Consider the following 25,527-nt stretch of genomic DNA (forward strand, 5'->3'; position numbering starts at 1 on the left):
ACCAGTATACAGGGCAACTATGAACAAACTATTAACAAACGGAAAAAACTTTCAATATGAGCGATTTTCTGTTGCTGCGCTCTCCAAGTAGCTGTAGATGCAGCTTGTATTGCTTCCTAACTGTCAAAAATCCGCCTGCGAGAGGCGGATTTTTCTTTTACATGCGTAAGCTAATCCCTGGCCCGATCGGAATCCCAGTCAAGGCGAAGATGATCATCATGACAAGCCATACGCCGAAGAAGATAAGACTATACGGCAACATCAAAGAAATCAAGGTGCCGAGTCCCGCTTTTTTGTCGTATTCGCGCATGAAGGCGAGCACGATCAAAATATAAGGATTGAGCGGCGTAATGATATTCGTCGATGAATCCGCGATGCGGAACGCCAATTGGACAAATGCCGGATGATAATCCAGCAGCATGAACATCGGGATGAAAATCGGTGCCATCAATGCCCATTGTGCAGATCCACTGAAAATCAATAGATTCAACAATGCGGCGAGAACACTGAAGCCAACCATGACCGGCAAGCCTGTCATATTGATGCTCGTCAAGAATTCAGCGCTGTTGACGGCGAGCCAGATGCCCAGGTTGCTCCAGTTAAAATAACTAATAAACTGGGCTGCGGCGAAGATCAAGACGATATAGCCGGACATGTCTTTAATGGCATCTCCCATATAAGCAGGAATGTCTTTGGATTCGGTGATTTTCTTGACGGTGATGCCGTATGCGACAGCCACTGTAATGAAGAAGAACAGAATAATTGGCACGATGCCAGAAAGGAATGGCGACGGGATGATACCGCCGTCTTCATTGCGGACAGGTGAACCTGGGAAGAACAACAATAAGACGATTAAGCCGATGTATACAGCCCCCGCGATAACGGCATTCAGCAAGCCTTTGTTTTCCTGTTTCGTCACCGGTTCAAATGAATTATCGGCTTTGCCCGTGTATGTACCAAGGCGCGGTTCGACCAATTTTTCGGTAATGATCGCCCCAACGATCGCCATAACGATAACGGAAGCACTCATGAAATACCAGTTATCGACAGGTGTTACGACCATGGTATCATCGATGGCTCTGGCAGCTTCTGTGGAAATCCCAGATAGCAGTGCGTCTGTACCGGTAATCAGGATATTTGCTGTAAACCCAGCGCCGGTTCCGGCAAATCCTGCCGCAAGTCCTGCGAGTGGATGCCTCCCGACAGAAGCGAAGACCATTGCCGCAAGCGGCGGCACTAGGATAAAGGCGGCGTCTGACGCCAAGTTCCCCATGATCCCTGTGAAAATGACCGCATAAGTGATCAGTGATTTCGGTGCATTCAGGATGGATTTTTTGATGGCGGTCTCCATCAGTCCGACACGTTCAGCCAAGCCGATTCCGAGCATCATGACGAGCACAAGCCCGAGTGGTGCAAAGCCAGTGAAGTTGTTGATCGTCTCTGCGAGGATATAACGGATCCCTTCGCCTGAAACGATGCTTTGAATCGCCAGTTCCTCGCCCGTTCCCGGATGGACGACGGTCGTACCAAGTGAACTGACCAGCCATGACAGCAATACGACAAAAACTGCTAAGTATACAAAAATGAAGAATGGATCGGGCAAGCGGTTGCCCCACTTTTCAATGAAATTCAAAAATCCTTTTTTGTCTTGTTGTTCAGTCGATGTTGCCATTCCCATTCCTCCCTTTTCGTTTTATGCACCGAATAACAAACGGTACAATTTCCGCGGCCGGCCGCGACGCCCAGCTTCTTCCCCCGCCACTTCGACGAGGCCGATGCTCTCAAGCTCCGTTAAGATCCTGCGCGCATTGCGTTCTGTGCTGTTCATCCATTGCGATAATTCCAAGGCGGTGAGTTCAACTTTCGCATAATGATGGGACAATGATTCAATGCGGGAAATGACGGTCTGGCTGATCGCTGCGCCTTTCAGCGCTTCCTGCCATTTCGACTCGGAACTGCGGCGGCTGTAGCGAAGGCGGTCGCCTGATGAGTTGATTTCCGTCACTTTTCCGCCTTCGTCGATATTGATGACCACGCCGTTCTCTTTTTCTCGGGCGTAGTCAAGCGCCAGCCGGACATTCTGCTCGGATTCTGTGACGGTCCGGCCATAGCCGATGCCGATGCGGACCTGGAACTTGCTGTTGGCAAAAATCTCTTCCTTCAGCTCTTCCGGATGATGTGATTTGCTGTAAAGCTCCAATTCTCCGCGAGTCGTATAGATGAAGTAAATGCCATTGCCCATTCCGACTTTTGAGCCTTTGACTTCTTCGGCAAAATCGATGAGCACCCGGTTCATCGCCAGTTCCTGCCGTTCGATCTTGAACGGCGTTTTGCGCTGCTGCGCTTGGCTCGGGTAGATGATTTCGATGCCAATCATCGCCAATTGCTTCATTCGGTACAAGTCTGACAGGCTTCTTTCCTTAATGACTGAAATCGCACGGTGGGCGGCGAGTTCCGATACGCTGATCCGGTAGACAGGCACACCGCGCTCCTTTAAGCCGTTATAGGCGGCGTGGACGCAAGTGAGCGCTGCTTGTATATGCCCTGAGCGATACAATTTCTCGTGGTAGTCGATCAATTCTTCAGCCGGGATATAGCCGAGCTCCGGCGCGGTATGAATCTCCAATTTTTCCAAGTCGAAATCCTTGAGCATTTTCAGCACTTCGCGGCGCGGAACCGAATCGACACTGATGCTCGATAACACAGCGCCTTCTTGCATAAAAGCATCGAGCATCGTCCCGAGCAGGCTTGACCCATGCAGCAGGATATAATCCGCATGATCCGCATCGATTAGCTTTTCTTTCAAAGCAAAATGATAAGGCGCCGGGCCTGAAAAGAGCCAATGGCCGATGCGTGCTGAATGTTGGTTGATGATGTTTTTCGTTTCTTCCGTATGCTGATAAATGAAGGGAATGAGCTCGATGCCTTCCAAGCTGCCAGCTGCTTTCATCGTTTCATTGACCGAATCATTTGGCCCGATCAGCCCAACTTTAACGATCTCTCTCATTTGCAGTAGCCTCCATCAAAAAGCGGGACAATAATTCGACGCCCATCTTCAAATCTTCAGCAGTGGCAAATTCGTCAGGGTGATGGCTCAGTCCATCCTTGCAAGGGATAAACAGCAAACCGCTTGGCCAAGCTTGCGCCATGTTCATGACATCATGCCCTGCGCCGCTGTCCATCCGATGCGCCAAATAGGCTTCGTGATCGCCGGCATCGACCAATTGCTGGGCGATTCCGTCATCGAGCAAAACAGATGGGTTGTCGACCAGCACTTCGATATCAATCTTCACGCCTGTCGTTTCTTCAATGCGCTTCGCTTCGCTCTGTACGGCATCTGCCATCTTCTTTTTCAATACATCATCCACACTGCGGATATCGACTCCTGCGGTGACCGTTTGGGGAATGACGTTCATCGAATTCGGCGAGGCCGTCAAGGTCGACACGGTCGCGACCAGTGATTTTTCGTAGGCATCATTCATTTGAAGCGCCGTCTCCTGGACGAATGAAATGAACGGCGCGGCGGCAGCCAGTGCATCTTGCCTTTGGTCCATTGGCGTCGTTCCCGTATGTCCCGCTTTTCCGTTGAAAGTAACCGCTAAACGCACGGGGCAAGCGACGCCTTTCACTACCCCATAATCTTTTTCATGATTGACGATGTGCATCCCTTGCTCGATATGCAACTCGACAAAGCATTCCAACTCGTGTTTCGGGCGCTTCGCGTTGACGAGATCCTGCCACAGGAATCCTTGGCTTTCGACAGCTTGGGCGAGTGTGACGCCATGCTGGTCTTCAAGCGTGCCGATGGATGGATCCAATAATCCGCTCATCGCTTTGCTGCCAATCGTCGAGACGCCGAAACGCGAAGATTCTTCCGAACGGAAGCAAATGATTTCGATGGGGCGCTGCGGTTTAAAATCGGCTTCCTTCAACATCTTGATAGCCCCAAGTCCGCAGACGACACCAGCGCCACCGTCGAATGCCCCGCCGTTTGGCACAGTGTCGAGATGAGACCCTGTTGCTACTGCCGCTTTCCCGCCCGTGACGTTCCAGCGGGCGATGACATTTCCTGCGGCATCCTCTGAAACGTCGAGCCCCAATTCTTCAGCAATCGCTTTAAAGACTTCGATGGCCTCTGTTTCTTCCGCTGTATAACCTTCCCGCGTAAACCCTTGCGGCTGGACCAATACATTGCTTAAGTTCATCCGCTGCAATTGCTCAATCAGCCAGTTTTTCACGGGTCTCATCCTCCTTCAGCAAATAATCGGTCGTCCGGATCAACGTTTCCAATCCTGCCGACAAGGCCTGTTCCTCATAATCAAAGCGCGGGTGGTGATGTCCGGCTGGCAAGGGGCTGGCAAAAATCATAAATGTCGCTTTGCCGCCACGTTCGCGGACGCGCTCCATCATATAGGTAACGTCTTCTGATGCGCCGATTGGCAAATGCGACACAATGTTCAAGCGTTTCGACGCAGTACAGGCACGTTCCACAATTTCAGCGAACTCAAAATCGGCATCTGCCGAAATCGCTTTCCCCCTATGCTCGATGTCCACTTCGACATCAAACATCGCTGCGCTCGCCTGTAGGATGCGCAATGCATTTTCCTGCATGTATTCATCCAATTCATTGGTCTCGCCCCGCGTCTCGATTTCCATCAACGCACGATCTGCGATGATATTGCGTCCCGAGCCGGCGTGCAAAGTCCCGACATTGACGCGCGTCGCCCCGTCTTTATGGCGCGAAATGCCGTGCAAATGCATTATGGCGGATGCCGCTGCGAGCAAAGCATTGCGCCCAGCATTCGGCTCTAATCCGGAATGCGCCGATTTGCCGCTGAATTTCGCGTTGATTTTGGAACTCGCCAAGAACTTCGACGTGGCCGCGGCGACGGTCCCGGACGGCAGATCATGTATACCGACATGGCCGCTCAAGAAATAATTGGCATCATCGAGCCAGCCTTTCTCGACAACGGCCTTTGCCCCGCGCCCACCTTCTTCGGCTGGTTGGAATAAAATCGTATATTTGCCCCGAAGGTTGTCTTTTTCTTTCGCTAGGTATTCAGCCAGCCCGAGCCCGACAGCGGCATGCCCATCGTGGCCGCATGCGTGCATCATGCCGGGAACATCCGAGCGGAAATCTCGCTTAGCCGGCACATGGCCTGAGGTATCGTCTTCTTCAATCGGCAAGGCATCGATATCAAAGCGATATGCGAAATTCGGCCCTTTTTTTCCAGTATCGAGCACAGCAGCAAATCCGGTATGCCCGCCTTTCATCCGCTCCAGAAAATCAGGAGGGACGCCATAGTCGAGTGCACGTTGTTCTTGTTGTTCCAGAAATTGCTCATCCGGCACACCCATGCGTTCATCACTGGCCAAAAAATCGGTACCATAAAACAATTCGAAACCTTTACCGGCCAGTTGTTCGCTTAACTCATACGTCGTCACATATTCCGCAAATCCGATTTCGGGATACTTATGCCGGTTGCGCCTTTGTTCCATAAGATGTGGCTCTATTTCTTCCATAAACCGATCAATAGTATCTGCCATGTCCATTCCCCCTATTTGTTCAATTCCGTGAGTACATCAAGCGCTGCTTGTGCCATCAAGCCCGTACCGATCGGCAATGCCTGTTCGTCGATCATAAAGCCCGGGTCATGAAGCGGTTTTTGGTGTTCGCCAACAGATGTTCCGAGCCAGTAATAAACGCCTTCGTATTTTTTCAAGAAGCGCCCGAAATCTTCGCCTGCCATGCTGCCGATCACTTCAGGAACAGCTTCCGTGCCCAATTGCTTTGTAGCAGAGTCACGGACTACTTCAGCCCAGCGTTTCGTGTTGACAGTTGCCGGATATCCATCCGAATAATCGATTTCACACGAGCCGCCCATCATTTCAGCTGTGCCTTTGACGACTTCGTGGAAGCGTTTTTTCAATAATTTCTTCGTTTCATTTGATAACGAACGAATTGTGCCTTCCAATACCACGCTATCCGCCACGACATTATAACGGTAGCCTCCCGAAATCTTTCCGATCGTGATGACCCCAGAGTCCATCGGGTTGGCATTTCGGCTGATGATGGTCTGGATTGCCGACATCACTTGGTTCGCGATAACGATTGCATCAATTGTCTGATGTGGCATTGATGCATGGCCGCCCGCTCCGTTGATCGTTACGTGAAAACGGTCAGAATTCCCCATAATCGCCCCGTCGATGACGCCGACTTGCCCAGCCGGAAGCCCAGGCCATACGTGCTGCGCCAATATGACATCTGGCTGGTATCGATTGAACACGCCATCAGCCATCATCTGGTCTGCTCCGCCAGTCGGCGCATTTTCTTCGGCTGGCTGAAAAATAAGCAGTACCGTTCCTGCGATCTCGTCTTTTTGTTGCTGGAGCAATTTCCCAACTCCCAAAAGCATAGCGGTATGGGCATCGTGGCCGCATGCATGCATTTTTCCGTCAACTTTGGATTTGAACGGAACATCTGCTTTCTCTGTAATCGGCAAGGCGTCGATGTCGGCACGCAAACCGACCGTTTTCCCTGGCTTGCCGCCTTCAATAACGCCGAGCACACCTGTTTTTGCAAATCCACTAAAGAATTGAATACCGTATGCTTCGAGCTTCTCTTGGATTTTCTTCGAAGTTTCCATTTCTTCTCCGCTCAGTTCAGGCTGTTCGTGGAGATGGCGGCGAAACGCGCGAACTTCTTCAAATACCTCTTGTGCTTGTCGTTTCATAGCTGTCACCTGCTTTTCGTATTTAAGGAAATAAACCTTAATCATTCCGTTAATAGAAAGTGTACCGTACTTGTCTTATGAAATGCTACCCCCATTTTGATTTTTCTGAATATCCGTCCAAAAAAAAAAAGCCTCCGCTATAGCGAAGGCTTCTTTATAGATCGGAATCTTTTGATTCTCCAGTACGGCCGGATAGTATGGAAAGATAAATTATTCGTATAATGCGGCGAATTGATTTTTGCGCTGCTCGATAACGGTGAAAATCAAAATGTCATGCACTTCGTTGTATTTGACGCCGAGTGTTTCCAAATATTCAGCCAGTTCGGTGTACAGTTTCTCATAGATTTCCATGAATGCTGGACCGGTAAGTTCCCTGATCGTTTGCGTATAGTCATCTGCCTGTTCCGTTTCGCCTGCTTGCCTCATGACGTACAGCTCGCTCAAAGTGTGGATCACATGGCGGAATGTCCCTGTAAGATATGGCGCAGAAAAACTGTCTTCCTTTTTCGCCAAGACAAACGGCAAGGTTTTCAAAAATAAATCTGTCGAACCTTCCTGTCCGCGCCGAACCATCGTGCTGTGGACCTGGCAGAAGTATGTTTGCCAACATTGATAGCTATCACTTTTGTCCAGCTCCTGCCATTCGGCGTGACGGCGGATGTCCATGTTCTGCTTGAAATGTTCAATCGCCTGGCCAATAACGAAAGCAATCAAGGGAATGGTATCATCTCCTGATATTTCAATTCCGATGATGCTTTTGACGCCAAACGGATGATGGACGGCTTTCTTGCCGTCAAATTCATCATCGATAATTCCGTATTCAGTGAAGATCGCATGACTGAAATCTTTGCGTTCACTATAAAAGAAAAGAAGCTCAATTTTATCTTTGAAATTAAACGGTTTATAAGCTGTTTTTGCTGTTTTCACCATAGCGGGAATATCAATTTCTTGCTCCCCATCCATCAATTCAATATAGCGGATCCCTTGTTCCGTAGTTTTCAATGGTTTAACTCCTTCTCTGTATGTCCATCTTCCTTCATTTTTCAAGTCATTCCATTCTCATATGGTTAGCCTTATTATATGAAAAATCTTTTCCATATTACAAGTACATACAAGTAAGAGATTTTTCCCTTTTTCCGCAAGGTGTAAACATTTACTCTGCTAAATCTTGTTAGCGTTTCCGCTTTCATCCTTGTGAATTCCCTATCTGCTTAAATACGCCATTTGAAACGGATCAATTAGCAGCATACAATGGTTCAGCGCATCAATTAACTGCCTCAAGACGTATTTCTGTGTTTCAGCCCAACAACTCCTGCCATTTGCTTATATCCTGTAAACTTGCATAATAATCAGTTAAATTATGTCGAGAAAGAGCGGTTTTTATTTTTAGAACCGAATGAAAGCGCTTTAAAACGTAGTAGCTAAAGCCCTTCAAAGCCCTCGACTGGCAACTACAACGATTAAAAAGGAGAGATTTACATGACATCATCAAAAGGTTTAGAAGGTGTAGTCGCAACACAATCGGCGATCAGCTCGATCATCGATGATACCCTTACATACGTCGGCTACAACATCGATGACCTGGCGGACAACGCCAGCTTCGAAGAAGTGATTTACCTGTTGTGGCACCAGCGTTTGCCGAAGGCGGACGAACTAGCGGAGCTGAAACAGCAGCTTGCTGACAACATGGCAGTGCCGCAAGCGGTGCTCGACCACTTCAAGACATACGACATCAAGCACGTCCACCCAATGGCGGCACTCCGTACAGCGGTCTCTATGCTTGGCCTCTTTGACGAAGAAGCAGAAGTCATGGAAGACGCAGCGAACTACCGCAAAGCCATCAAAATCCAGGCGAAGATCTCGACGCTCGTGACGGCATTCGGCCGCATCCGCGCCGGCAAAGAACCGATCCAACCGAAAACGGATTACAGCTTCGCGGCAAACTTCCTGTACATGCTGTCTGGCGAAGAGCCAAAAGACATCGAAGTCGAAGCGTTCAATAAAGCGCTTGTACTTCACGCTGACCACGAACTGAACGCTTCGACGTTCACGGCGCGTGTCGCAGTTGCGACTTTGTCCGACGTCTATTCCGGCGTAACCGCTGCAATCGGCGCCTTGAAAGGCCCGCTGCACGGCGGCGCCAACGAGCAAGTCATGAAAATGCTCACAGAAATCGGCTCTGTCGACAACGTCGAGCCGGTCATCAAAGAAAAACTGGCGAACAAAGAGAAAATCATGGGCTTCGGCCACCGCGTCTACCAAAAAGGCGACCCGCGTGCAAAACATTTGCGCGAAATGTCGCAAAAGCTCACAGAGCTTCGCGGCGAATCGAAATGGTATGACATGTCCGTGAAAATCGAAGAATTGGTGACCAGCGAAAAACCGCTTCCGCCAAACGTCGATTTCTATTCGGCTTCGGTCTATCACTCGTTGAACATCGAGCATGACTTGTTCACGCCGATCTTCGCGGTATCCCGTGCGTCGGGCTGGCTCGCGCACATCCTGGAGCAATACTCGAACAACCGCTTGATCCGCCCGCGTGCGGAATACATCGGGCCTGGCATGCAAACCTACGTGCCGGTTGAAGAACGTTAATAGGAATTCCGAAAGCTTGAGCCTCACCTTTAGATAGGTGAGCAGCTCAAGCTTTTCTATTTCCACAAGCCAGTCTCATATATTTGTTTCATGTTTTTCATTGTGGCTATAATAACAGAAAAGAGTTGCACGAAAAATTGACATTAGGAGGCGCTCCCATGAACTACACAGATATCGGCTGGAAATTGCAGAACAGTTACGCTGGCCTGCCGAAAACCTTATATGCCCCGATGGAAGCCAACCCGGTTGTATCGCCAAAGCTGGTCATCGCAAACAAATCACTGGCCACAACACTTGGCCTAAATACCGAGCAGTTGTATAGCTCCGACTCGCTAGAGATTTTTGCGGGTAATCGATTCCCCGAGGGTAGCTTCCCGCTCGCCCAAGCCTATGCAGGCCATCAATTCGGCCAATTTACGATGCTCGGCGATGGCCGTGCCATCCTAATCGGCGAACAGCATACACCGGATGGCGAGATTTTCGATATCCAATTGAAAGGCGCCGGCGTCACGCCCTTTTCGAGAAGCGGAGATGGCCGCGCGGCACTCGGTCCCATGCTGCGGGAATACATTATCAGTGAAGGCATGCACGCGCTCGGGATTCCATCGAGCAGAAGCCTGGCAGTCGTATTGACAGGAGAAAAAATCCAGCGCTACTCCGCAGAGTCTGGAGCGATCCTGACACGGGTGGCTTCGAGCCATATCCGTGTCGGCACTTTTCAGTTCGCCGCGAAATATCGCTCGACTGAAGATTTAAAAGCTTTGGCGGATTACACGATCAAACGGCATTTCCCAGACATCACGGGGCCTGACCGCTACATCGAATTATTCCGCCAAACCGCGCAACAGCAAGCTTCACTCATCACGAAATGGCAGCTCGCAGGATTCGTCCACGGGGTCATGAACACGGACAATATGGCGATCAGCGGTGAAACAATCGACTACGGGCCATGCGCTTTTCTGGACCGCTACGATGAGTCCGCGGTCTTTAGCTCAATCGATGCCGGCGGCCGTTATGCTTATCGCAACCAGCCGCTCGTCGGAGGATGGAATTTAGCTCGTTTTGCGGAATCTCTGTTTCCACTGTTAAATGAGATTCCTGAAAAACAAGCCTTGGCGTCTCTCCAAGGGGCGCTCGAGGAATATGTCAGTTTGCAAAAAAACTTGTATTTGGCAGGCATGCGCGAAAAACTCGGCTTGTTTACCGAAATGCCAGAAGATGAACAACTGATAGATGCGTTGCTGGAATTGATGCAAGAAAAGCAAGCGGATTATACCAATACATTCCGTTCCTTGACTTTCGACGCAGTAGAAGAGCCCCAACTGGCAAACGATCTGGATTTCAAAGCTTGGCACAGCCGCTATAAAGCCCGCCAACAGCAAGAAGGCCGCTCAGCACACGAAATCCTGGAAATGATGAAAAGCCGGAATCCGGCTGTCATCCCGCGCAATCACCGCGTGGAAGCGGCACTCGAAGCTGCAGCGCAAGGCGATTATCAGGTAATGGAAAAACTATTGGAGATCCTCCGGAATCCATATGCCCATTCCGAAGAGCAACTGCCCTATACGGCCCCGCCACCGCCTTCAACGCCGCCATACCAGACCTATTGCGGCACATAAAGTTTAAAAATCCCCTGCCTTTTCTTCGGCAGGGGATTTTCTTGCTGGCGCTTGTCAGTTCGATCACTGGCCGTCTGTGACTTCATTAACACTGACCATTTTGACTTCGTCCATCTTGAATTGGTAATACGTATCGTTGTCGCCGATAAATTCGCGGAAATCATCCGCATCCAAACCGCTGACCGCTTGTTTCGGGGTATCAGCTTCGACGGTGCTGACCGCCTCGACGCCTGCGCCGAAATGATAAACGACGCGGAATTTTTTTGTTGATGCCATAGTTATTGGATTCCTCCTCAAATGCTTGTCTGCTTTAGGTTTACCCGATTTTTTAGGGAGTATTCACCTCAGCCATCATTTTCTCATTCTCGATGAAAATAGTAGAATCCCTTTACTTGGGAAAGTATTTGACTTACACTTTAGCCATCGGGAAAACCCGACACTTAAAACCGCATACCGTTTTTCTGCACTGGGGGTGCATATTTTGCTGAGATGAGAGCTTTCGCTCCGATCCCTTATGACTCGATCAGGTTAGGACCTGCGTGAGGAAGTGCGGTGACTTTCCGACATGACTACGAAATATGGAATAGTGGCTGCATCTTCACGGATGCGGCTTTTTTGTGCATATTTTTAGGAGGGATTCCATATGGAACCATATTCATGCGGCACCAGCCCGATCGTAGGATTTCGCTTTTCCTTACATCCGATGAGCGGAAATTTTATCAGTATCATCAAAAGTGCGTTGAAGGACACCGATACATCCCATGTCTGGATGCAAACCGACGACGTCTCCACCGTCATCCGAGGCAAACAACAGCATGTTTTCAATGTCGCGAAAGCGCTGACGCTTCATGCCGCGAAAACGAAAGAACACATTGCCCTGTCCGGCACCTTTTCAGCTGGCTGTCCAGGTGATACAGCGGGTGATGCGTATTTGGACGCCCCCGATGAACCGGCAAACGAAGACGCCAGCAAGCAATACGTTTCATCCCAATTCGCCCTTTATCCGATGAACAATCCCGATTATATGGAAGTTATCTACCGCGAAGTGGAACGTGCCAAAGAGTTCGGTGTGTGGAATGATTCCATGCATTATGCTAGCGGCATCCACGGGGATATCCATGAGGTCTTTGCTTTTTACGAAACGAGCTTTTCCAGCGCGCGCTCCGCTAAACACCCCCACCTCGTGATGACTGTATCCATGAGCATCAACAGTCCTTCACACAAAACAGGCGGTGAAGATCATGCTTAAGGAATGGAAACTGAAAGAAATTGTCCTCATGTCATTATTTGGCGTCGTGTTCGGCATTGTTTACTTGCTCTTTTTGCACATTGGCAACTTATGGGCAGGCGTCATCGGGCCGCTCGCTTATGAATGGATGTTCGGCATCTGGTTTATCGTCTCCATCATTTCGATGTATATTATCAGAAAGCCTGGCGCTGCTTTATTACCAGAAATCTTGGCCGCAGCTATCGAAGTGATGCTCGGCAATGCGATCGGCCCGAGGCTTATCCTATCAGGCATCATTCAAGGCCTCGGAGCAGAAGCAGCGTTCGCGCTGACTCGTTACCGGCATTTCCATGTTGGCATCTTGATGCTTGCAGGTGCTGGTGCTGGAGTTTTCAGTTTTGTTTACGGCTATTTCCTATCGGGCTATGCTGCATTGGATCCTTCTTTCGTCGCCTTGATGTTCACACTTCGCGTCGCAAGCGGTGCGATCATTGCCGGCATCGGCGGCAAATATATCGCCGATTCACTGCTCGCAACTGGATCACTACGGGGCTATGCTATCGCTAAGGCGGAAAAAGGCGATGTCCGTGCTTAATCCGGTTTTTCAATTAGACAACTTCAGCTTTCGCTTTCCGGAGTCAGTAGAACCGACCTTACGCCATATTACGCTCGCAATCCATGCGCAAGAACGGGTGGTCATTACAGGGCCAAGTGGATGCGGAAAGTCCACGCTTCTCTATGTGCTGAACCGGCTGTACCCGCATAATTGCGATGGCCAAGTTTCTGGCACCGTCAGGATCTTCGGGCGTACATCACAAGAATACGAACCTGGTGAAGCCAACCGGAAAGTCGCAACGGTTTTTCAAGATCCCGACAGCCAATTTTGCATGCCGACGGTCGAAGAAGAACTGGCGTTCACTCTGGAGAATCTTCAAGTGCCCCGGGAAGAGATGCCAAAACGCATCGACCGGATTTTGCGCATGACGGGCCTGGACGATATTCGCCATGGTTCCATTCAAACCTTCTCAGGCGGGATGAAACAACGCATCGCCACAGCTTGCGCCTTGATTATGGAGCCTGACTGTTTGTTGCTCGATGAACCTCTCGCCCATCTCGACCCGTTGACGGCGAAAGAGTTTGTCGCTTGGTTGGATCAATTGCAACAGGAAAACGGTCTTGCAATCGTCGCCGTCGAGCATAAATTAGAGCTATGGGGAGAATTTTTCGAACGGGAGATCAGCCTTTCGGAAAACGGCGCCATACAGAAAGACCAAGCCTACACCAGAAGGAATGCTCCTTTCCTGCCGAAGCGTGAGACGGCCAAACAGCCAAAAGTCTTGTTTGAGGCAAGGGATCTATCCATTACACGAGCTTCAAAAGCTTTGCTGCGCGGTGCCAGCCTGCAGCTTTATGCGGGTGAAGTGATGATCATTGCAGGACCGAACGGAAGCGGGAAATCGACTTTGCTGAAAGCCTTATGCGGCATCATGAAACACGATAGCGGGACGATTTCAGGAGAGTTTGCCGGATTTGTCCCACAATCGCCCGAGCAGCTGTTTCTGTCGAAGACTGTAGAAGAGGAATTATCGTATTCCGGAAATTCCTCTCCTCATGATGTGAAAGATCTTCTCGAGGCACTTGCCTTGGATCCTATTGCTCAAGCCCATCCTTTTTCCGTGAGCCATGGCCAAAAGCGCCGTGTGGCCATCGGCGCGATGCTAGCAGACCGTCGCCAAGTTTTGTTGCTAGATGAACCGACGGCAGGGCAAGACCTCAACGCATTGATGGAGCTCCATCACCAAATCACTTGCCGGGCGCAAGACGGCTGCGCGTTGGTTGTGGTGACGCACGATATGAATTTTGCCTTGAGCATTGCGGATACGATCTGCCTAATGAAAGACGGCAGATTATCCGCTCCTCTTGAACCACAAGAGCTTTTTTCAAGCCCTGTCCTGCTGGCAGAGCACCGTTTATATTGGCCGGAAAAGGAGGAATCCTATGCGCCGTCTTTTACATGAAATGAACCCCAGCTTGAAATTTCTTGCTGTCACTGCATGTATGCTGGCGCTCGCGTTTTTTTTCAATCCTTGGACGCCACTGATGTTTTTCCTAGGCATCGTATTGGTACAATTGCTGTTTAGCCAAACCAATTGGAAACTTTGGTCACTTGTTATGCTGCCTTTTGTGATCGGCGCATTCGGTTATTTCTGGACTACCTTGGTGTTCGGTGAGTCTGGTGATGGGACTGTGTTATGGACAATCGGCATGATCGAAATAACCGCTCAAAATTGGGAGCATGCCTGGTCATTATCATTCCGCGTCCTGGCGTTTTCAAGCATTTCGTTATTATTTGCTTTCACTACCGATCCTGTCCGGTTTATCCAAAGCTTGATGCAGCAAGGAAAACTGTCTCCGAAACTTGCTTTCAGTGTGCTGATCAGCTATCAATTCCTTCCTGTTCTAAAAACGGAATTCGAGCAGTTGCAGCAAGCTCACCGTCTCAGGGGTCCGGGTGCGAAACCAACGCCATTCAAACGAATAACAGCCTTGCGCCGCCTGCTCATCCCCCTGCTTGCCGGTGCTGTCAGAAAAGCCGAGCGCGCCGCCTTTGCGATGGAAGCGCGGGCGTTTACAGACGCAGCAAGATCTCATTACCGGGAAATCAAGATTGAGCACAAGGATTATGCATTGCTTGGCATGTTTTCATTGGTGCTCGTCTTAAGTTGCAGTGCAGTTTTTTGGACTTAATAAAACAACACCTCCGCAGTGAATGATCCAACTGCGGAGGTGTTGTTTGGGTTAACATAATAAGATTATCATCAAGCTATTGTAAATTGTCTTCAGCTGTCTATTTTACCGTAAGTGATTTCATCCTCGTCCTGGACATTGACGCCGTTTTTCACGTGAACAATCGTCCGTAAAATCAACTTGGCATTCACATTCTCGAGCACCCAGCGTTCATCCGGCACAATTTCGAATTGCTGCATGACGGTGTTCTTTGATTTTACGGATCCCGCAAATTCCAAGCTCTGCTTGGCAACTGGCGTTTCATAAAAATCAAAATCGCTGTCTTGCCGGTAATCTTCCACTAAGCGAATCACTTGAAGTTCGATATAATCGATTTCCTGATCGCCGCTTCCTCCGTCCAAGTAAACCGTGCCGTTCAAGGTTTCACCTTCTTCAAGATGCGGCCTCTCCACTACAGTGTCCACTTTGATCGAACCGATGCCGATCGAAGATAAAAAGTCTTTGAATTTCATAAAATCTATACCCCCAAAATTTGATAATTCTCCATACCACTTTCCTGTGCCTTATAAACAGGAAGCTTAAAGCTCGGTGTAGTCGTATTGATTATCCAAGTCCGTTTCGTATCGGTTATAACGCCGTTTGAACAGCTTGTACAGATGGCTGACGATGACCCGCAGCAAGGCATACATCGGAATCCCTAAAATGACCCCCACGACGCCAAACAAGGAGCCGGCCGTCAACAGGACGAAAATGATCGTGACAGGGTGGATATACATCGTCTTGCCCATTACTTGCGGCGAGATCAAATTACCTTCCACCAGCTGTACGACGGTCCACACAATTGCGAGTTTCACAAGCATGAACGGCGAAGTAACGAGTGCGATAATGGCAGCGGGCGTAATCGCGATAGCTGGACCGATATACGGCACGATGCTTGTCACCATCGCCAGCGCGCCGAGCAGCAGTGCATAATCCATACCGATGATCAAAAAGCCGATATAGACCATCACGCCGATGCAAAATGCGACGATGAGCTGGCCTTGGATATAAGCCCCCAATTGCTTGTCTGCGTCCCTTAAGACTTCTCTTGTATCGTCTCGAAATCTTGGCGGCAGCAACTTCAGGAAATAGTCCGGAAGTTTATCACCGTCTTTCAATAGATAAAACAGGATAAACGGCACGATGACAATCGACAGGATGACACCCGTGATCGTCGAAATCCAGCTGGTGACGCGCGTAATGATGCCCGTCACTGTCGCTTGAAGTGTATCTGCGATGCTGGTCGGCAAGGTAGCGATCAAGGCCTCGATATTAAAGTCTGAATCCTGGTAATAATCACCGACCAATGAATTGCGCAAAAACTGATCGGTATTGTTCAATAAGCGCATGAAATAATCTGGAAATTCCTCGATTAAGTTCTGGAATTGGTCTCTCACATATGGAAACACCAACAAACTCAATAAAGTCAATAACCCGATGCCGCCAAGGAAGATGATCAAGATGCCCCAAATTCTTGGAATTTTGAAACGTTCCAGCAAACGCAGCACCGGCCGCAGCAAGTAGTAAAAAATAAGAGCCAAGACGACTGGCAAGACGACCGTTTTCATGAATACATTGAGCGGATTGAAGATGAACGACACTTCCCTGAAGATGAATACGACGAGCCCGATTAAAATCAAGATCAATAAGGTGAAAAGCGTGTTCCTCCCGCCCAGGAAGCGGATATAGTTAGTAGCAAAAAACGGCGGTCTATTGTCATCTGGCGGCATGGCGATCCCCTTCTTTGTATAGGCTTCTACCTATAGTTTACCATATTATCTGAAAAATTAGTTGAGAGGCTGAGACAAAAATTCTTCCAGCGCACGGCGATTTTGTTGTATATCGATTTCAAGAACCGAGCCGGCCTGTGGATAATTCGCATAGCTGTATCCACCTTCCACCGGAATCGTCAAGCGTTCGATCTCCCCGCTGCCACCGGTGCCAAGCTGTGTCGCCAATTTGATTTGATCGACCAACGGCATATCGGTCTGCACATAGCCTTGAGCCGCTCCTGCCAATTTCGGCAGTTTCGGGATTGACGACACGCTGATCAATTCATCCTTTAATGCAGCGATCACTTGCTGCTGGCGCCGCACACGGCCGAAGTCGCCTTCATTATCCGAACGGAAGCGCGCGTAGCCCAGCAATTCCTGGCCATTCAAATTCTGCACGCCTGGAGACAAAGTTACGCCGATCTTCTCGGACATTTCCTTTTCGACATCGATTTCGACACCACTCGGCGCTGCGATGTCGACAAGCGTTTCAAAGCTCTTGAAGTCGACAAGTGCGTAATTATGGATTTCCACACCAAACATTTCACGCAAAGTCGACGCCAGCAAATCGACGCCTCCCAAATAATAAGCGGTGTTCAATTTATAAGATTGGTACCCTGGAATATCTGCATAAATATCACGCATGAACGAGGTGATTTTCACTTCATTGTTTTCGCGGTCGTGAGTCACCATCATCATCGTATCCGTCCGTGATTGTGCTTCACCGCGCGAATCCACCCCGAGTACAAGGATATTCTGGTATCCACTATTGTCTTCATCTCCTGCAAACGGTTCCGCTTCGATTTCGGTTTCATCAGCTATGTCCTGGCCTTGTTGATATTGGATAAAGAAGTAAATTCCAGCACCGAGCAATAAAATGATCAATAATAAGAAAAGCTTGCCGATCGGGCGGAATCGTTTGCGTTTTCTGGTCTGCCTTGTTTCGTATTGTTCTTCCATGATGTTTACATTCCTTTCTGAGCTGTACAATTTGTTTAGACGCATATGAATAGATGGAGGTTTCCTTCCGTAATACGTTTTTATTGTTTGTGCCTCACCGGAGTGGTAAAATTCTTCTTATTCTCAAGTGGGCCATTATGCCTCTATGGAAATGTCCAGGCGGCGCTTCAAAGCCGCAGACATCTTTACATAAAAGTAAAATGGTGGCCTATATTATAGAAGGAGGCAATCCAATGTTAGAAAAAGCAACATTCGCTGGCGGCTGTTTTTGGTGCATGGTCAAGCCATTCGATCAATTTGACGGAATCGAGTCCGTAATTTCCGGATATACTGGCGGCCATTTGGCGAATCCGTCCTATGAACAAGTGAAAAGTGGACATTCCGGCCACCTGGAAGCGGTTGAAATTACATTTGATCCGGCCGTTTTCCCATATGAACAATTGCTGGATATCTTTTGGCAGCAAATCGACCCGACTGATAATGACGGGCAATTCCAGGACCGCGGAGCTTCCTATCGCCCTGCCATCTTCGTGCATAATGAAGAGCAGCGGAAATTGGCGCTTGCTTCCAGAAAACAACTCGAAGAAAGCGGCCGCTTCGATAAACCGGTCATCACCGAGATCCAAGATGCCGAGCCCTTCTATCCGGCTGAAGATTACCACCAGGATTTCTACTTGAAAAATCCAGATCATTACGCACAAGATCGTGCCGAATCCGGTCGCGATGAATTTTTGGATAGTGCGTGGAAGAAAGCCGACGCTTGATGCGCCGGCTTTTTCTATGGCTGAAAATCAGCGAACAGAGCGAACCCAATTGCCCGCTGATCAATATAAAAAACTTCTCACATAAATATTTTAATTGACAGATTATTCGATTAGTCTAAAATCAGGATACGCGGGTCTTTCCGCAAAAATGCGCTAAACAGGAGGCATTATCATGCAATGGCTCAGCACTTTGGACATCTTTTTCGTGCAATTAATCCTTTTTCCACCGTTTGTTATTTTACTGGGCGTTGCAGCGGCGATACTGTCGAACAGGATTTTCATTGGCCCGCTCGTCACGCTCGTTTCATCGCTCGAACTGAATTATTGGTATTTTTCAACTTTACTCCCAGAAGCGGAAATTCCATACATGATGATTGTTTCATGGGCAATCCTGTTTCCGCTCTTGTCGCTTTATGTCTCCTGGGTGGCCGTTGCGCCGTCCCCTAAAAAAACTCATCAGGGTTTTCGATGGAGCAAATAAGCAAAAAGAATCATCAACATGACAAATGCCAAGAACATCCATAAGGTAATATCATGGTTGCCGGTCTGGTCATAAACCACTCCGATGATGAACGGCATGAATGCCGAAATCAAATATCCCCCGGATTGTGTCATCGCAGCCCAGCTATTTGCTTCATCTGCAGAATCCGTCGCATCGAGCGGCAAAAGTAAAGCGATTGGAAACAAGCCACCGAGCGCAACACCAATCAAAGCAGCAGCAACCCACACCGCCCATGTTCCGGCAAACATCAACAACAGGATTCCGCCTGTACCGAACGCCAGTACAGCCAACACCCATAGAAAGCGGTTCGGGTAGCGGCTGAACAACAGCGGGATGGAAATATTGCAAACGATCTGGACCGCCGTCATGACAGTAACAACCGCTCCTGCCGACAGCACACTCAAGCCCTTATCGATTGCGATAGGTGCAAGCCATGTCAGCATCGAGAAAAAGAAAGCCGCTTGGAAGCCGAAAAACAACAGCATGTACCACGCCTTCACGTTTTTCCACGGGCTTTCTGTGATCGGCAGCGGATCTTCTGGCATTGCTTGCGTTTTTGTTTTTGTTTTTGTTTTCGCTTCAGGCATTCTCAGCCATACAATAAGGGCAGCAATCGCCAAACCGGACCAAACCGCAAGCCCCGCCGGCCAGCCGGAAGCTGCGTAGACGACACTCGTCAATCCTGCGGCGAGTGTCGCACCGAGCCCCATGCCAAACGAATAGACGCCGATCAACGAAGCCGTCCGAGTGGGGAAATCCCGCTTGATCATGGCAGACAACATCGGCCCGATGATAGCAATCGCGATGCCGATAAAAAACGAACTGAGCAATAAATTAAAATAACTCGGCCAAAATCCGCGCCCTAAAGTAAAGACACCAATGATGGCCAGCAAAAAACCAATGGAACGCTTCAAGCCGAAGCGGCGATTGAAGACGATCGCAAATGGCGCGAACAGTCCCATGCACAGGACGGGTACAGCGGTCAATAAACTGACTTGCCCGTTCGTCAGCCCAAGATCCGTCCGAATCGGTTCGAGCATCGGCCCGATTGAAGAAATGGCCGGCCTTAAATTGAGCGCCACTAATAGAATGGCAAAGATAACGCCGGTCAGTGCTGGTCTTGTCCCAATTCCCCTCATATTTTCTCTCTCCTTATCCTTCAGCACCAAACTTGTGTTCCTGCTGCCACTTACCTTAAAATAAAACAGGAAAGGCGGGTTGCTGGATGAAGCTCATAAATTGGAGCTACGCAAAACGATACAATATCAAAGCCACTTTTGACGAATTTCCGCACGTGGTCGTGCTATTCCGCCAGATTGGCGGCTATTACTTTATTTATTCGATGAAAGGCCTGACACCGGAACACGTTCCGGGCAGGCGCGAATATGTACAGATGGAGTACCTCCTGAATAAAGAGCTTGGCCAATTGGATGCTTATCTTCGCAGAAAAAGCCGCTAAAGCTTATCCTTTATTAGTTTAGCCGACACGGGCTTTGAACGCTACCGGTTTGGGACGCATTCGTGTTATACTATTCATATTGTGAATTTTAGGAGGACGAATAATAATGATAGCAGTAAATGATGTATCTTTGCGTTTTGGCGACCGCAAGTTATTTGAAGATGTCAACATCCAGTTTAACCCAGGTAATTGCTACGGCTTGATCGGTGCGAACGGCGCCGGCAAATCAACGTTCATCAAAATCCTTTCCGGCGAACTTGATGCACAGTCCGGCAACGTCTACATGGGCTCTGGCGAACGCTTGGCCGTATTGAAGCAAAACCACTTTGAATATGAAGAGCATGCGGTTTTAGAGACAGTTATCATGGGCCATAAGAAACTCTATGAAGTCATGTCCGAAAAGAATGCCATTTATATGAAAGAAGATTTCTCCGACGAAGACGGCATGCGTGCAGCTGAACTTGAAGGCGAATTCGCGGAACTGAACGGCTGGGAAGCAGAATCAGAAGCCGCCATCCTCTTGCAGGGCCTTGGCATTTCCGAGAATCTGCATGACAAGAAAATGGCGGAACTATCCGGATCTGACAAAGTCAAAGTGCTTTTGGCACAAGCGCTATTCGGCAAACCGGATGTTCTTCTTCTGGATGAGCCGACCAACCATTTGGACTTGAAAGCTATCCAATGGCTGGAAGAATTCCTAATCAACTTTGACAACACTGTCATCGTCGTATCGCATGACCGCCACTTCCTCAACAAAGTATGTACCCATATCGCCGACCTTGATTTTGGAAAAATTCAGCTTTATGTCGGCAACTACGACTTCTGGTACGAATCCAGCCAATTGGCAACTCGCTTGGCATCCGACCAGAATGCTAAAAAAGAAGAGAAGATCAAAGAGTTGCAGGCCTTCATTGCCCGTTTCTCTGCCAACGCCTCGAAATCCAAGCAGGCAACTTCACGGAAGAAAATGCTCGATAAAATCGAGTTGGACGATATCCGCCCATCTTCCCGAAAATACCCGTTCGTCAACTTCACCATCGGCCGCGAAATTGGCAATGATGTGTTGACAGTTAAAGACTTGAGCCAAACCGTCGACGGCAATCAATTATTGAATAACGTCAGCTTCAATATGAACAAAGACGATAAAATCGTCTTGATGGGCGACCCATTGGCGAAATCGGCACTCCTTCGCGTACTTGCTGAAGAAGACGAGCCGGCTTCCGGTTCTGCCCGTTGGGGTGTCACCACTTCACGCGCCTATTTGCCAATTGACAATACCGAATACTTCGAAGGCAGCGAAACTTCCTTGGTGGATTGGTTGCGCCAGTACTCGCCGGAAAATGAAAGCGAAACTTTCCTTCGCGGCTTCCTTGGGAGAATGCTGTTCTCCGGTGAAGAAGTGAAAAAGAAACCTTCTGTTTTATCCGGTGGCGAAAAAGTCCGCTGCATGCTATCGAAAATGATGCTGTCGCATGCCAACGTGCTGCTATTGGATGAACCAACCAACCACTTGGATCTTGAATCCATCCAAGCCTTGAACAATGGCATGATCGCTTTTAAAGGGGCCATGGTCTTCACTTCCCATGACCATCAGTTTATCCAGACCGTTGCCAACCGCGTCATCGAAATCCAAGAAGATGGCTCGATTCTCGACAAGCAATTGACCTACGATGAATTTTTGGAATGGAAAGAAACACAAGGCATCGCCAAATAATTTCTTGCCACACGAAAACCCCTCAGAAATATCACATTTCTGAGGGGCTTTTTCTATGCGTTGGTTTATTTCAGGAAGCGTTTCACGGCTTTTCCGGCCGGCAACTTCGCTGCCCATCGGTCACCAGAATTCGCCAGTTTGCTGAGCACTTTCAACAGATCTTGGTCTCCCGCCCAGTGCTCTGTCACCACTTCTTTCGGGAATCGGTTCAAGACCGTATTGACGACGTATACTGCGACGATGACATCGTCCATGAATCCGCCTGGGCCGACTAGAATTTCCGGCAAAAAATCGATCGGCGCCATGAAATACAGCACACCAGCCCCAACGTAAGCCTTGCTTTTCTTATCGATGCGGCTGTCCAAAAGCAAACGGGTCAATAAATGGAAAAGGTCCGGTGCAAATAACACGAACTGGCCAGCAGAATCCAGTTTTGACGATTTGCCTTCGAGCCAGTTGTGCACCCTGAAACGAAGCTTTTGATAGAAATCCCGCTGTTTTTCTTCACTTGGCAATGCCGTGCTTAAATATTCGTTACCCATGTGCATTCCCCTTTCATCCGGCAATTAGAAGACTAATGTGACGTTGGTTGCAACCCGTTCTTTATCGGGAGCCCCGTCGTAAATGGTAAATTCAACATGTTGGTTCGGCATGAAGCGGCGGAACCCTTCTTCATTGATGTTGATCGTTTCGAAATAGAACAACTCGCCCGTATCGCCTTCGATATAGCCGAATCCTTTATCGTCATTAAACTCTTTCACTTTTCCTTGCATGGATAAATCCCCCTTCAATATTCTTGGTATTCTAATTTAGATATACCCGAATGAGCGGGAATATTAAACAATGGAAACTTCAAAGAAAAAATCCATCAAAAAAGAACTGCCATTACGGCAGTTCTTGGATTGGAGAATTAAAGTTTAGTTACGTTAGTAGCTTGAGGTCCGCGGTTGCCTTCCTCTACTTCAAATTCTACGCGCTGTCCTTCGTCAAGCGTTTTAAAGCCTTCGCCTTGAATCGCTGAGAAGTGTACGAATACGTCGTCGCCGCCTTCAACTTCGATGAAGCCAAAACCTTTTTCTGAGTTAAACCATTTTACTGTACCTTCTTGCATGTTAAATTACCTCCTGTGGTAAACAAAATTTTTCAATATGCGAACTTTCATAAAAAAAATTCACATATTCCCAAAAGTACCGACACTTGCTGATCACTTTTGGGAATATGTGAATAGCTATTGCGGAAGTTCGTATGTTGAATTACCTTAATTATATCAAATTGACTATAAAAGTCAAACAAATCTAAAAACTTTCTGAATGTTTTCCAAACTTTTTTTAGCTCTCTAAAAAATCCTTATAAGCATTATGCCAAATTAATGGGAATTTGTAAAGCATTAATGTGTCAGCCCGCTAGCGGTCCTGAAGTTTGTATTGGCTCTCCCGTTCACGTAAAATAAGGGATATAGACGCGCACCATGAAACTTTTCCCTGCGCCACACGTATAGTTTAGTAGCCGTTAAGGAGGTTAAAGCATGAAACCCATTAAGCCGATCGAAAACTTCATCAAGAGACAATCGGTCAGCCTCCCTCTCATGTCCGCCATGTTCCCGATTCTCTATTTAGGAGCAGAAATCGGGCTGCTTGCTTCCGGTGCTGTTGCAGCCGGCACTTATTTTGCCAGCAATACATCGATGAAGCAATACCAGCTGTCGAGCGATTCCAAACAGCTCGGCATGACCAGAAGTGAATACCGGAATATCCGCGTGCAAATCAAGGAAGGCAAAGAAAAAATTAAAACCTTGCAAAGCCAATACTATAAAGTACGGTCCATTTCTTCATTTAAGCAATTGATGGATATGGTCAAAATCGCCACTAAAATCCTGACAATCGTCCAGCAAAACCCGCGCAAATTCTACTTGGCAGAACCGTTCTTCTATTCGCATCTGGATTCTGCCATCGAATTGACCGGCAAATATACATTATTGGTCGGGCAACCAGTCAAAGACATGGAGATGCGCATTGCGCTCCAGGAAACACGCGAAATGCTGCGTTCATTGCAGCAAGTAATGGAAGCCGACCTGAAGCGCGTGCTGTCAATGGACGTGGAGCAACTGCGTATGGAACTCGATTATGCGCGGCTAGCTGTCGACCAGCACAATACGAGAACGATCGATCAGCAACAGCAAATCGAACATAAAGGAGACATGGAAAATGACCAACAATCAGACGAGAAATGAGTTGGATGAGCTTCTCGGTACCCCGTTTGGTATGGAAGAAACATCCCAGCAAACGCAATTGGCTCAGACGGAAGGACAGCCTGTTGCACTGCTTGAACGCTTAAGTGCAGAAGAACAGGAAAAAGCCCGCGAATTGGCTAAACAGATTCCGACCGGAAATCGTGAAGCCATCCTCACATACGGCGCCAATGCGCAAAACCAGTTGAGCCAGTTTTCGCATAAAATGCTCGATCATGTCCAGCGGAAAGACATCGGCCCTGTCGGTGATGTGCTCCATGACCTCATGAAAAAGCTTGAACAACTAAACCCCGAAGAATTGACGCAGAAAAAGCAAAAAGGTCTGCGCAAAGTTTTCAACCGCGCGAAATATTCAGTCCAGGAAATGATGAGCAAATATCAAAAGTTAAGCACACAAGTCGACCGCATCAGCGTCCAGCTAGACCATTCAAAACGCGGCTTGCTGGATGATGTTCAGATGCTGGAACAATTATACGACCAGAACAAGACCTATTTCCAGGCCTTGAATGTCTACATCGCGGCAGCTGAAATCAAACGGGATGAAATCATGAATGAAACCATTCCTGCTTTGCGCAGAAAAGCCGAAGCCTCTAACGACCAGATGGCCTATCAGGAAGTGAACGATATGGTCCAGTATGTCGACCGTTTGGAAAAACGCCTGTATGACCTGCAATTGTCGCGCCAGATCACTATTCAAAGTGCGCCGCAGATCCGCATGATTCAGCAGACCAACCAAACACTCGCTGAAAAAATCCAATCGTCTATCATGACATCCATTCCGTTATGGAAAAACCAGATTGCCATCGCTTTGACCTTGAACAAGCAGATGAAAGCGGTCGAAGCGCAAAAACAAGTAACCGCCACTACCAACGATCTGTTATTGAAAAACTCGGAAATGCTTAAGATGAATTCAATCGAGACTGCGCGCGAAAACGAGCGCGGAATCGTTGAAATCGAGACCTTGAAGCAGACACAGGAGAATTTGCTTGAGACGATTGAAGAAACCCTGAAGATCCAGGCAGAAGGCCGCCGCAACCGCAAAGCGGCAGAGCTTGAAATTGGCCGCATGGAAGAAGACTTAAAGCAACGCCTGCTCGCCATCCACGATGGCCAGGAAAAGAACTGATAAAAACCCCTTCGCAAAA

At 48.5% G+C, this 25,527-nt stretch carries 26 protein-coding genes and 1 riboswitch; of the genes, 12 read left to right on the forward strand and 14 right to left on the reverse strand.

Translation table 11 applies throughout. The features are described from left to right. Positions 1-157 precede the first annotated feature (157 nt). The 6 genes from G3255_RS09420 to G3255_RS09445 form a co-directional block, all read right to left on the reverse strand. The gene (locus G3255_RS09420) at positions 158-1,672 is read right to left on the reverse strand and encodes an AbgT family transporter (RefSeq protein ID WP_211654239.1); all 1,515 of its coding nucleotides are present in this window, start codon (positions 1,670-1,672) and stop codon (positions 158-160) included. Between the two features lie 21 nt (positions 1,673-1,693). After that, the gene (locus tag G3255_RS09425) at positions 1,694-3,007 is read right to left on the reverse strand and encodes a helix-turn-helix domain-containing protein (protein ID WP_211654240.1); all 1,314 of its coding nucleotides are present in this window, start codon (positions 3,005-3,007) and stop codon (positions 1,694-1,696) included. Beyond that, entirely contained in the window at positions 2,991-4,238 is a 1,248-nt protein-coding gene (locus tag G3255_RS09430; RefSeq protein ID WP_211654241.1) for a M20 family metallo-hydrolase, read from the reverse strand. The genes G3255_RS09425 and G3255_RS09430 overlap by 17 nt, the downstream gene beginning before the upstream one ends. Then, on the reverse strand, positions 4,219-5,547 hold the full coding sequence (locus tag G3255_RS09435; RefSeq protein WP_211654242.1) for an amidohydrolase: 1,329 nt from the start codon (positions 5,545-5,547) through the stop codon (positions 4,219-4,221). Before G3255_RS09435 ends, G3255_RS09430 begins: the two co-directional genes overlap by 20 nt. 11 nt (positions 5,548-5,558) lie before the next feature. Then, on the reverse strand, positions 5,559-6,734 hold the full coding sequence (locus G3255_RS09440; RefSeq protein WP_211654243.1) for a M20 metallopeptidase family protein: 1,176 nt from the start codon (positions 6,732-6,734) through the stop codon (positions 5,559-5,561). A 210-nt stretch (positions 6,735-6,944) separates the two neighbouring features. Next, positions 6,945-7,736, reverse strand: coding sequence for a hypothetical protein (locus G3255_RS09445; protein WP_211654244.1), 792 nt, complete (start codon positions 7,734-7,736; stop codon positions 6,945-6,947). 477 nt (positions 7,737-8,213) lie between these two features. On the opposite strand from G3255_RS09445, the gene citZ reads away from it, so the two are divergent. Both citZ and G3255_RS09455 read left to right on the forward strand, forming a co-directional pair. After that, positions 8,214-9,329 carry a citrate synthase gene (gene citZ / locus G3255_RS09450; protein WP_058381083.1) on the forward strand — a complete coding sequence of 372 codons (1,116 nt, stop codon included), beginning with the start codon at positions 8,214-8,216 and terminating at the stop codon, positions 9,327-9,329. Between the two features lie 158 nt (positions 9,330-9,487). Continuing rightward, the gene (locus tag G3255_RS09455; protein WP_211654245.1) at positions 9,488-10,948 is read left to right on the forward strand and encodes a protein adenylyltransferase SelO; all 1,461 of its coding nucleotides are present in this window, start codon (positions 9,488-9,490) and stop codon (positions 10,946-10,948) included. 63 nt (positions 10,949-11,011) lie between these two features. On the opposite strand, the gene G3255_RS09460 is transcribed toward G3255_RS09455, so the two are convergent. Further along, positions 11,012-11,224 (reverse strand): hypothetical protein, encoded by a 213-nt coding sequence (locus tag G3255_RS09460; RefSeq protein WP_211654246.1) that lies wholly within the window; start codon positions 11,222-11,224, stop codon positions 11,012-11,014. Between the two features lie 182 nt (positions 11,225-11,406). Next, a riboswitch (TPP riboswitch) is annotated at positions 11,407-11,511 on the forward strand. Positions 11,512-11,591: 80 nt separating this feature from the next. Between G3255_RS09460 and G3255_RS09465 the strand changes: the two genes are divergently transcribed. Genes G3255_RS09465 through G3255_RS09480 form a run of 4 tightly spaced genes read left to right on the forward strand, consistent with a single transcriptional unit; the run spans position 11,592 to position 14,924 of the window. Beyond that, the gene (locus G3255_RS09465; RefSeq protein ID WP_211654247.1) at positions 11,592-12,197 is read left to right on the forward strand and encodes a YkoF family thiamine/hydroxymethylpyrimidine-binding protein; all 606 of its coding nucleotides are present in this window, start codon (positions 11,592-11,594) and stop codon (positions 12,195-12,197) included. After that, on the forward strand, positions 12,190-12,771 hold the full coding sequence (locus tag G3255_RS09470) for an ECF transporter S component (protein WP_211654248.1): 582 nt from the start codon (positions 12,190-12,192) through the stop codon (positions 12,769-12,771). The genes G3255_RS09465 and G3255_RS09470 overlap by 8 nt, the downstream gene beginning before the upstream one ends. After that, positions 12,758-14,194: an ABC transporter ATP-binding protein gene (locus G3255_RS09475; RefSeq protein ID WP_249222101.1), complete on the forward strand. Its 1,437-nt coding sequence runs from the start codon at positions 12,758-12,760 to the stop codon at positions 14,192-14,194. Before G3255_RS09470 ends, G3255_RS09475 begins: the two co-directional genes overlap by 14 nt. After that, positions 14,175-14,924, forward strand: a complete 750-nt coding sequence (locus G3255_RS09480) for an energy-coupling factor transporter transmembrane component T family protein (RefSeq protein WP_211654249.1) — start codon at positions 14,175-14,177, stop codon at positions 14,922-14,924. The genes G3255_RS09475 and G3255_RS09480 overlap by 20 nt, the downstream gene beginning before the upstream one ends. Before the next feature lie 92 nt (positions 14,925-15,016). Here the strand turns inward: G3255_RS09480 and G3255_RS09485 are convergent, their stop codons facing one another. The 3 genes from G3255_RS09485 to G3255_RS09495 all read right to left on the reverse strand — a co-directional run bounded on the left by G3255_RS09485 (position 15,017) and on the right by G3255_RS09495 (position 17,695). Next, entirely contained in the window at positions 15,017-15,436 is a 420-nt protein-coding gene (locus G3255_RS09485) for a sporulation protein (RefSeq protein ID WP_211654250.1), read from the reverse strand. Positions 15,437-15,502: 66 nt separating this feature from the next. Continuing rightward, positions 15,503-16,693 (reverse strand): AI-2E family transporter, encoded by a 1,191-nt coding sequence (locus G3255_RS09490; RefSeq protein ID WP_211654251.1) that lies wholly within the window; start codon positions 16,691-16,693, stop codon positions 15,503-15,505. 57 nt (positions 16,694-16,750) lie between these two features. After that, positions 16,751-17,695, reverse strand: coding sequence for an LCP family protein (locus G3255_RS09495; protein WP_211654252.1), 945 nt, complete (start codon positions 17,693-17,695; stop codon positions 16,751-16,753). A 233-nt stretch (positions 17,696-17,928) separates the two neighbouring features. Between G3255_RS09495 and msrA the strand changes: the two genes are divergently transcribed. Together msrA and G3255_RS09505 are read left to right on the forward strand one after the other, a co-directional pair. Continuing rightward, positions 17,929-18,459 carry a peptide-methionine (S)-S-oxide reductase MsrA gene (gene msrA, locus G3255_RS09500; protein ID WP_211654253.1) on the forward strand — a complete coding sequence of 177 codons (531 nt, stop codon included), beginning with the start codon at positions 17,929-17,931 and terminating at the stop codon, positions 18,457-18,459. Positions 18,460-18,631: 172 nt separating this feature from the next. Then, positions 18,632-18,940, forward strand: coding sequence for a DUF2651 family protein (locus tag G3255_RS09505; protein WP_211654254.1), 309 nt, complete (start codon positions 18,632-18,634; stop codon positions 18,938-18,940). Here G3255_RS09505 and G3255_RS09510 read toward each other — a convergent pair. Then, complete coding sequence (locus tag G3255_RS09510; RefSeq protein WP_211654255.1) at positions 18,916-20,100, reverse strand: MFS transporter; 1,185 nt, start codon at positions 20,098-20,100, stop codon at positions 18,916-18,918. The two genes, G3255_RS09505 and G3255_RS09510, sit on opposite strands and share 25 nt — an antisense overlap. Before the next feature lie 86 nt (positions 20,101-20,186). Between G3255_RS09510 and G3255_RS09515 the strand changes: the two genes are divergently transcribed. After that, the gene (locus G3255_RS09515; RefSeq protein WP_058380663.1) at positions 20,187-20,420 is read left to right on the forward strand and encodes a protein YuzH; all 234 of its coding nucleotides are present in this window, start codon (positions 20,187-20,189) and stop codon (positions 20,418-20,420) included. A 106-nt stretch (positions 20,421-20,526) separates the two neighbouring features. Beyond that, complete coding sequence (locus tag G3255_RS09520) at positions 20,527-22,134, forward strand: ABC-F family ATP-binding cassette domain-containing protein (protein WP_211654256.1); 1,608 nt, start codon at positions 20,527-20,529, stop codon at positions 22,132-22,134. A 65-nt stretch (positions 22,135-22,199) separates the two neighbouring features. Here G3255_RS09520 and G3255_RS09525 read toward each other — a convergent pair whose 3' ends face one another. The 3 genes from G3255_RS09525 to G3255_RS09535 all read right to left on the reverse strand — a co-directional run bounded on the left by G3255_RS09525 (position 22,200) and on the right by G3255_RS09535 (position 23,245). Then, positions 22,200-22,676 carry a YkvA family protein gene (locus G3255_RS09525; RefSeq protein WP_211654257.1) on the reverse strand — a complete coding sequence of 159 codons (477 nt, stop codon included), beginning with the start codon at positions 22,674-22,676 and terminating at the stop codon, positions 22,200-22,202. 24 nt (positions 22,677-22,700) lie between these two features. Continuing rightward, on the reverse strand, positions 22,701-22,907 hold the full coding sequence (locus tag G3255_RS09530) for a cold-shock protein (RefSeq protein ID WP_101190390.1): 207 nt from the start codon (positions 22,905-22,907) through the stop codon (positions 22,701-22,703). A gap of 137 nt (positions 22,908-23,044) precedes the next feature. After that, positions 23,045-23,245: a cold-shock protein gene (locus tag G3255_RS09535; protein ID WP_033541967.1), complete on the reverse strand. Its 201-nt coding sequence runs from the start codon at positions 23,243-23,245 to the stop codon at positions 23,045-23,047. A gap of 414 nt (positions 23,246-23,659) precedes the next feature. On the opposite strand from G3255_RS09535, the gene G3255_RS09540 reads away from it, so the two are divergent. Beyond that, positions 23,660-24,364, forward strand: coding sequence for a 5-bromo-4-chloroindolyl phosphate hydrolysis family protein (locus G3255_RS09540; RefSeq protein WP_211654258.1), 705 nt, complete (start codon positions 23,660-23,662; stop codon positions 24,362-24,364). After that, positions 24,339-25,508, forward strand: coding sequence for a toxic anion resistance protein (locus G3255_RS09545; RefSeq protein ID WP_211654259.1), 1,170 nt, complete (start codon positions 24,339-24,341; stop codon positions 25,506-25,508). The genes G3255_RS09540 and G3255_RS09545 overlap by 26 nt, the downstream gene beginning before the upstream one ends. Positions 25,509-25,527: the final 19 nt, after the last annotated feature.

The sequence above is a fragment of the Planococcus sp. MSAK28401 genome (assembly GCF_018283455.1).
Lineage (GTDB): Bacteria > Bacillota > Bacilli > Bacillales_A > Planococcaceae > Planococcus > Planococcus alpniumensis.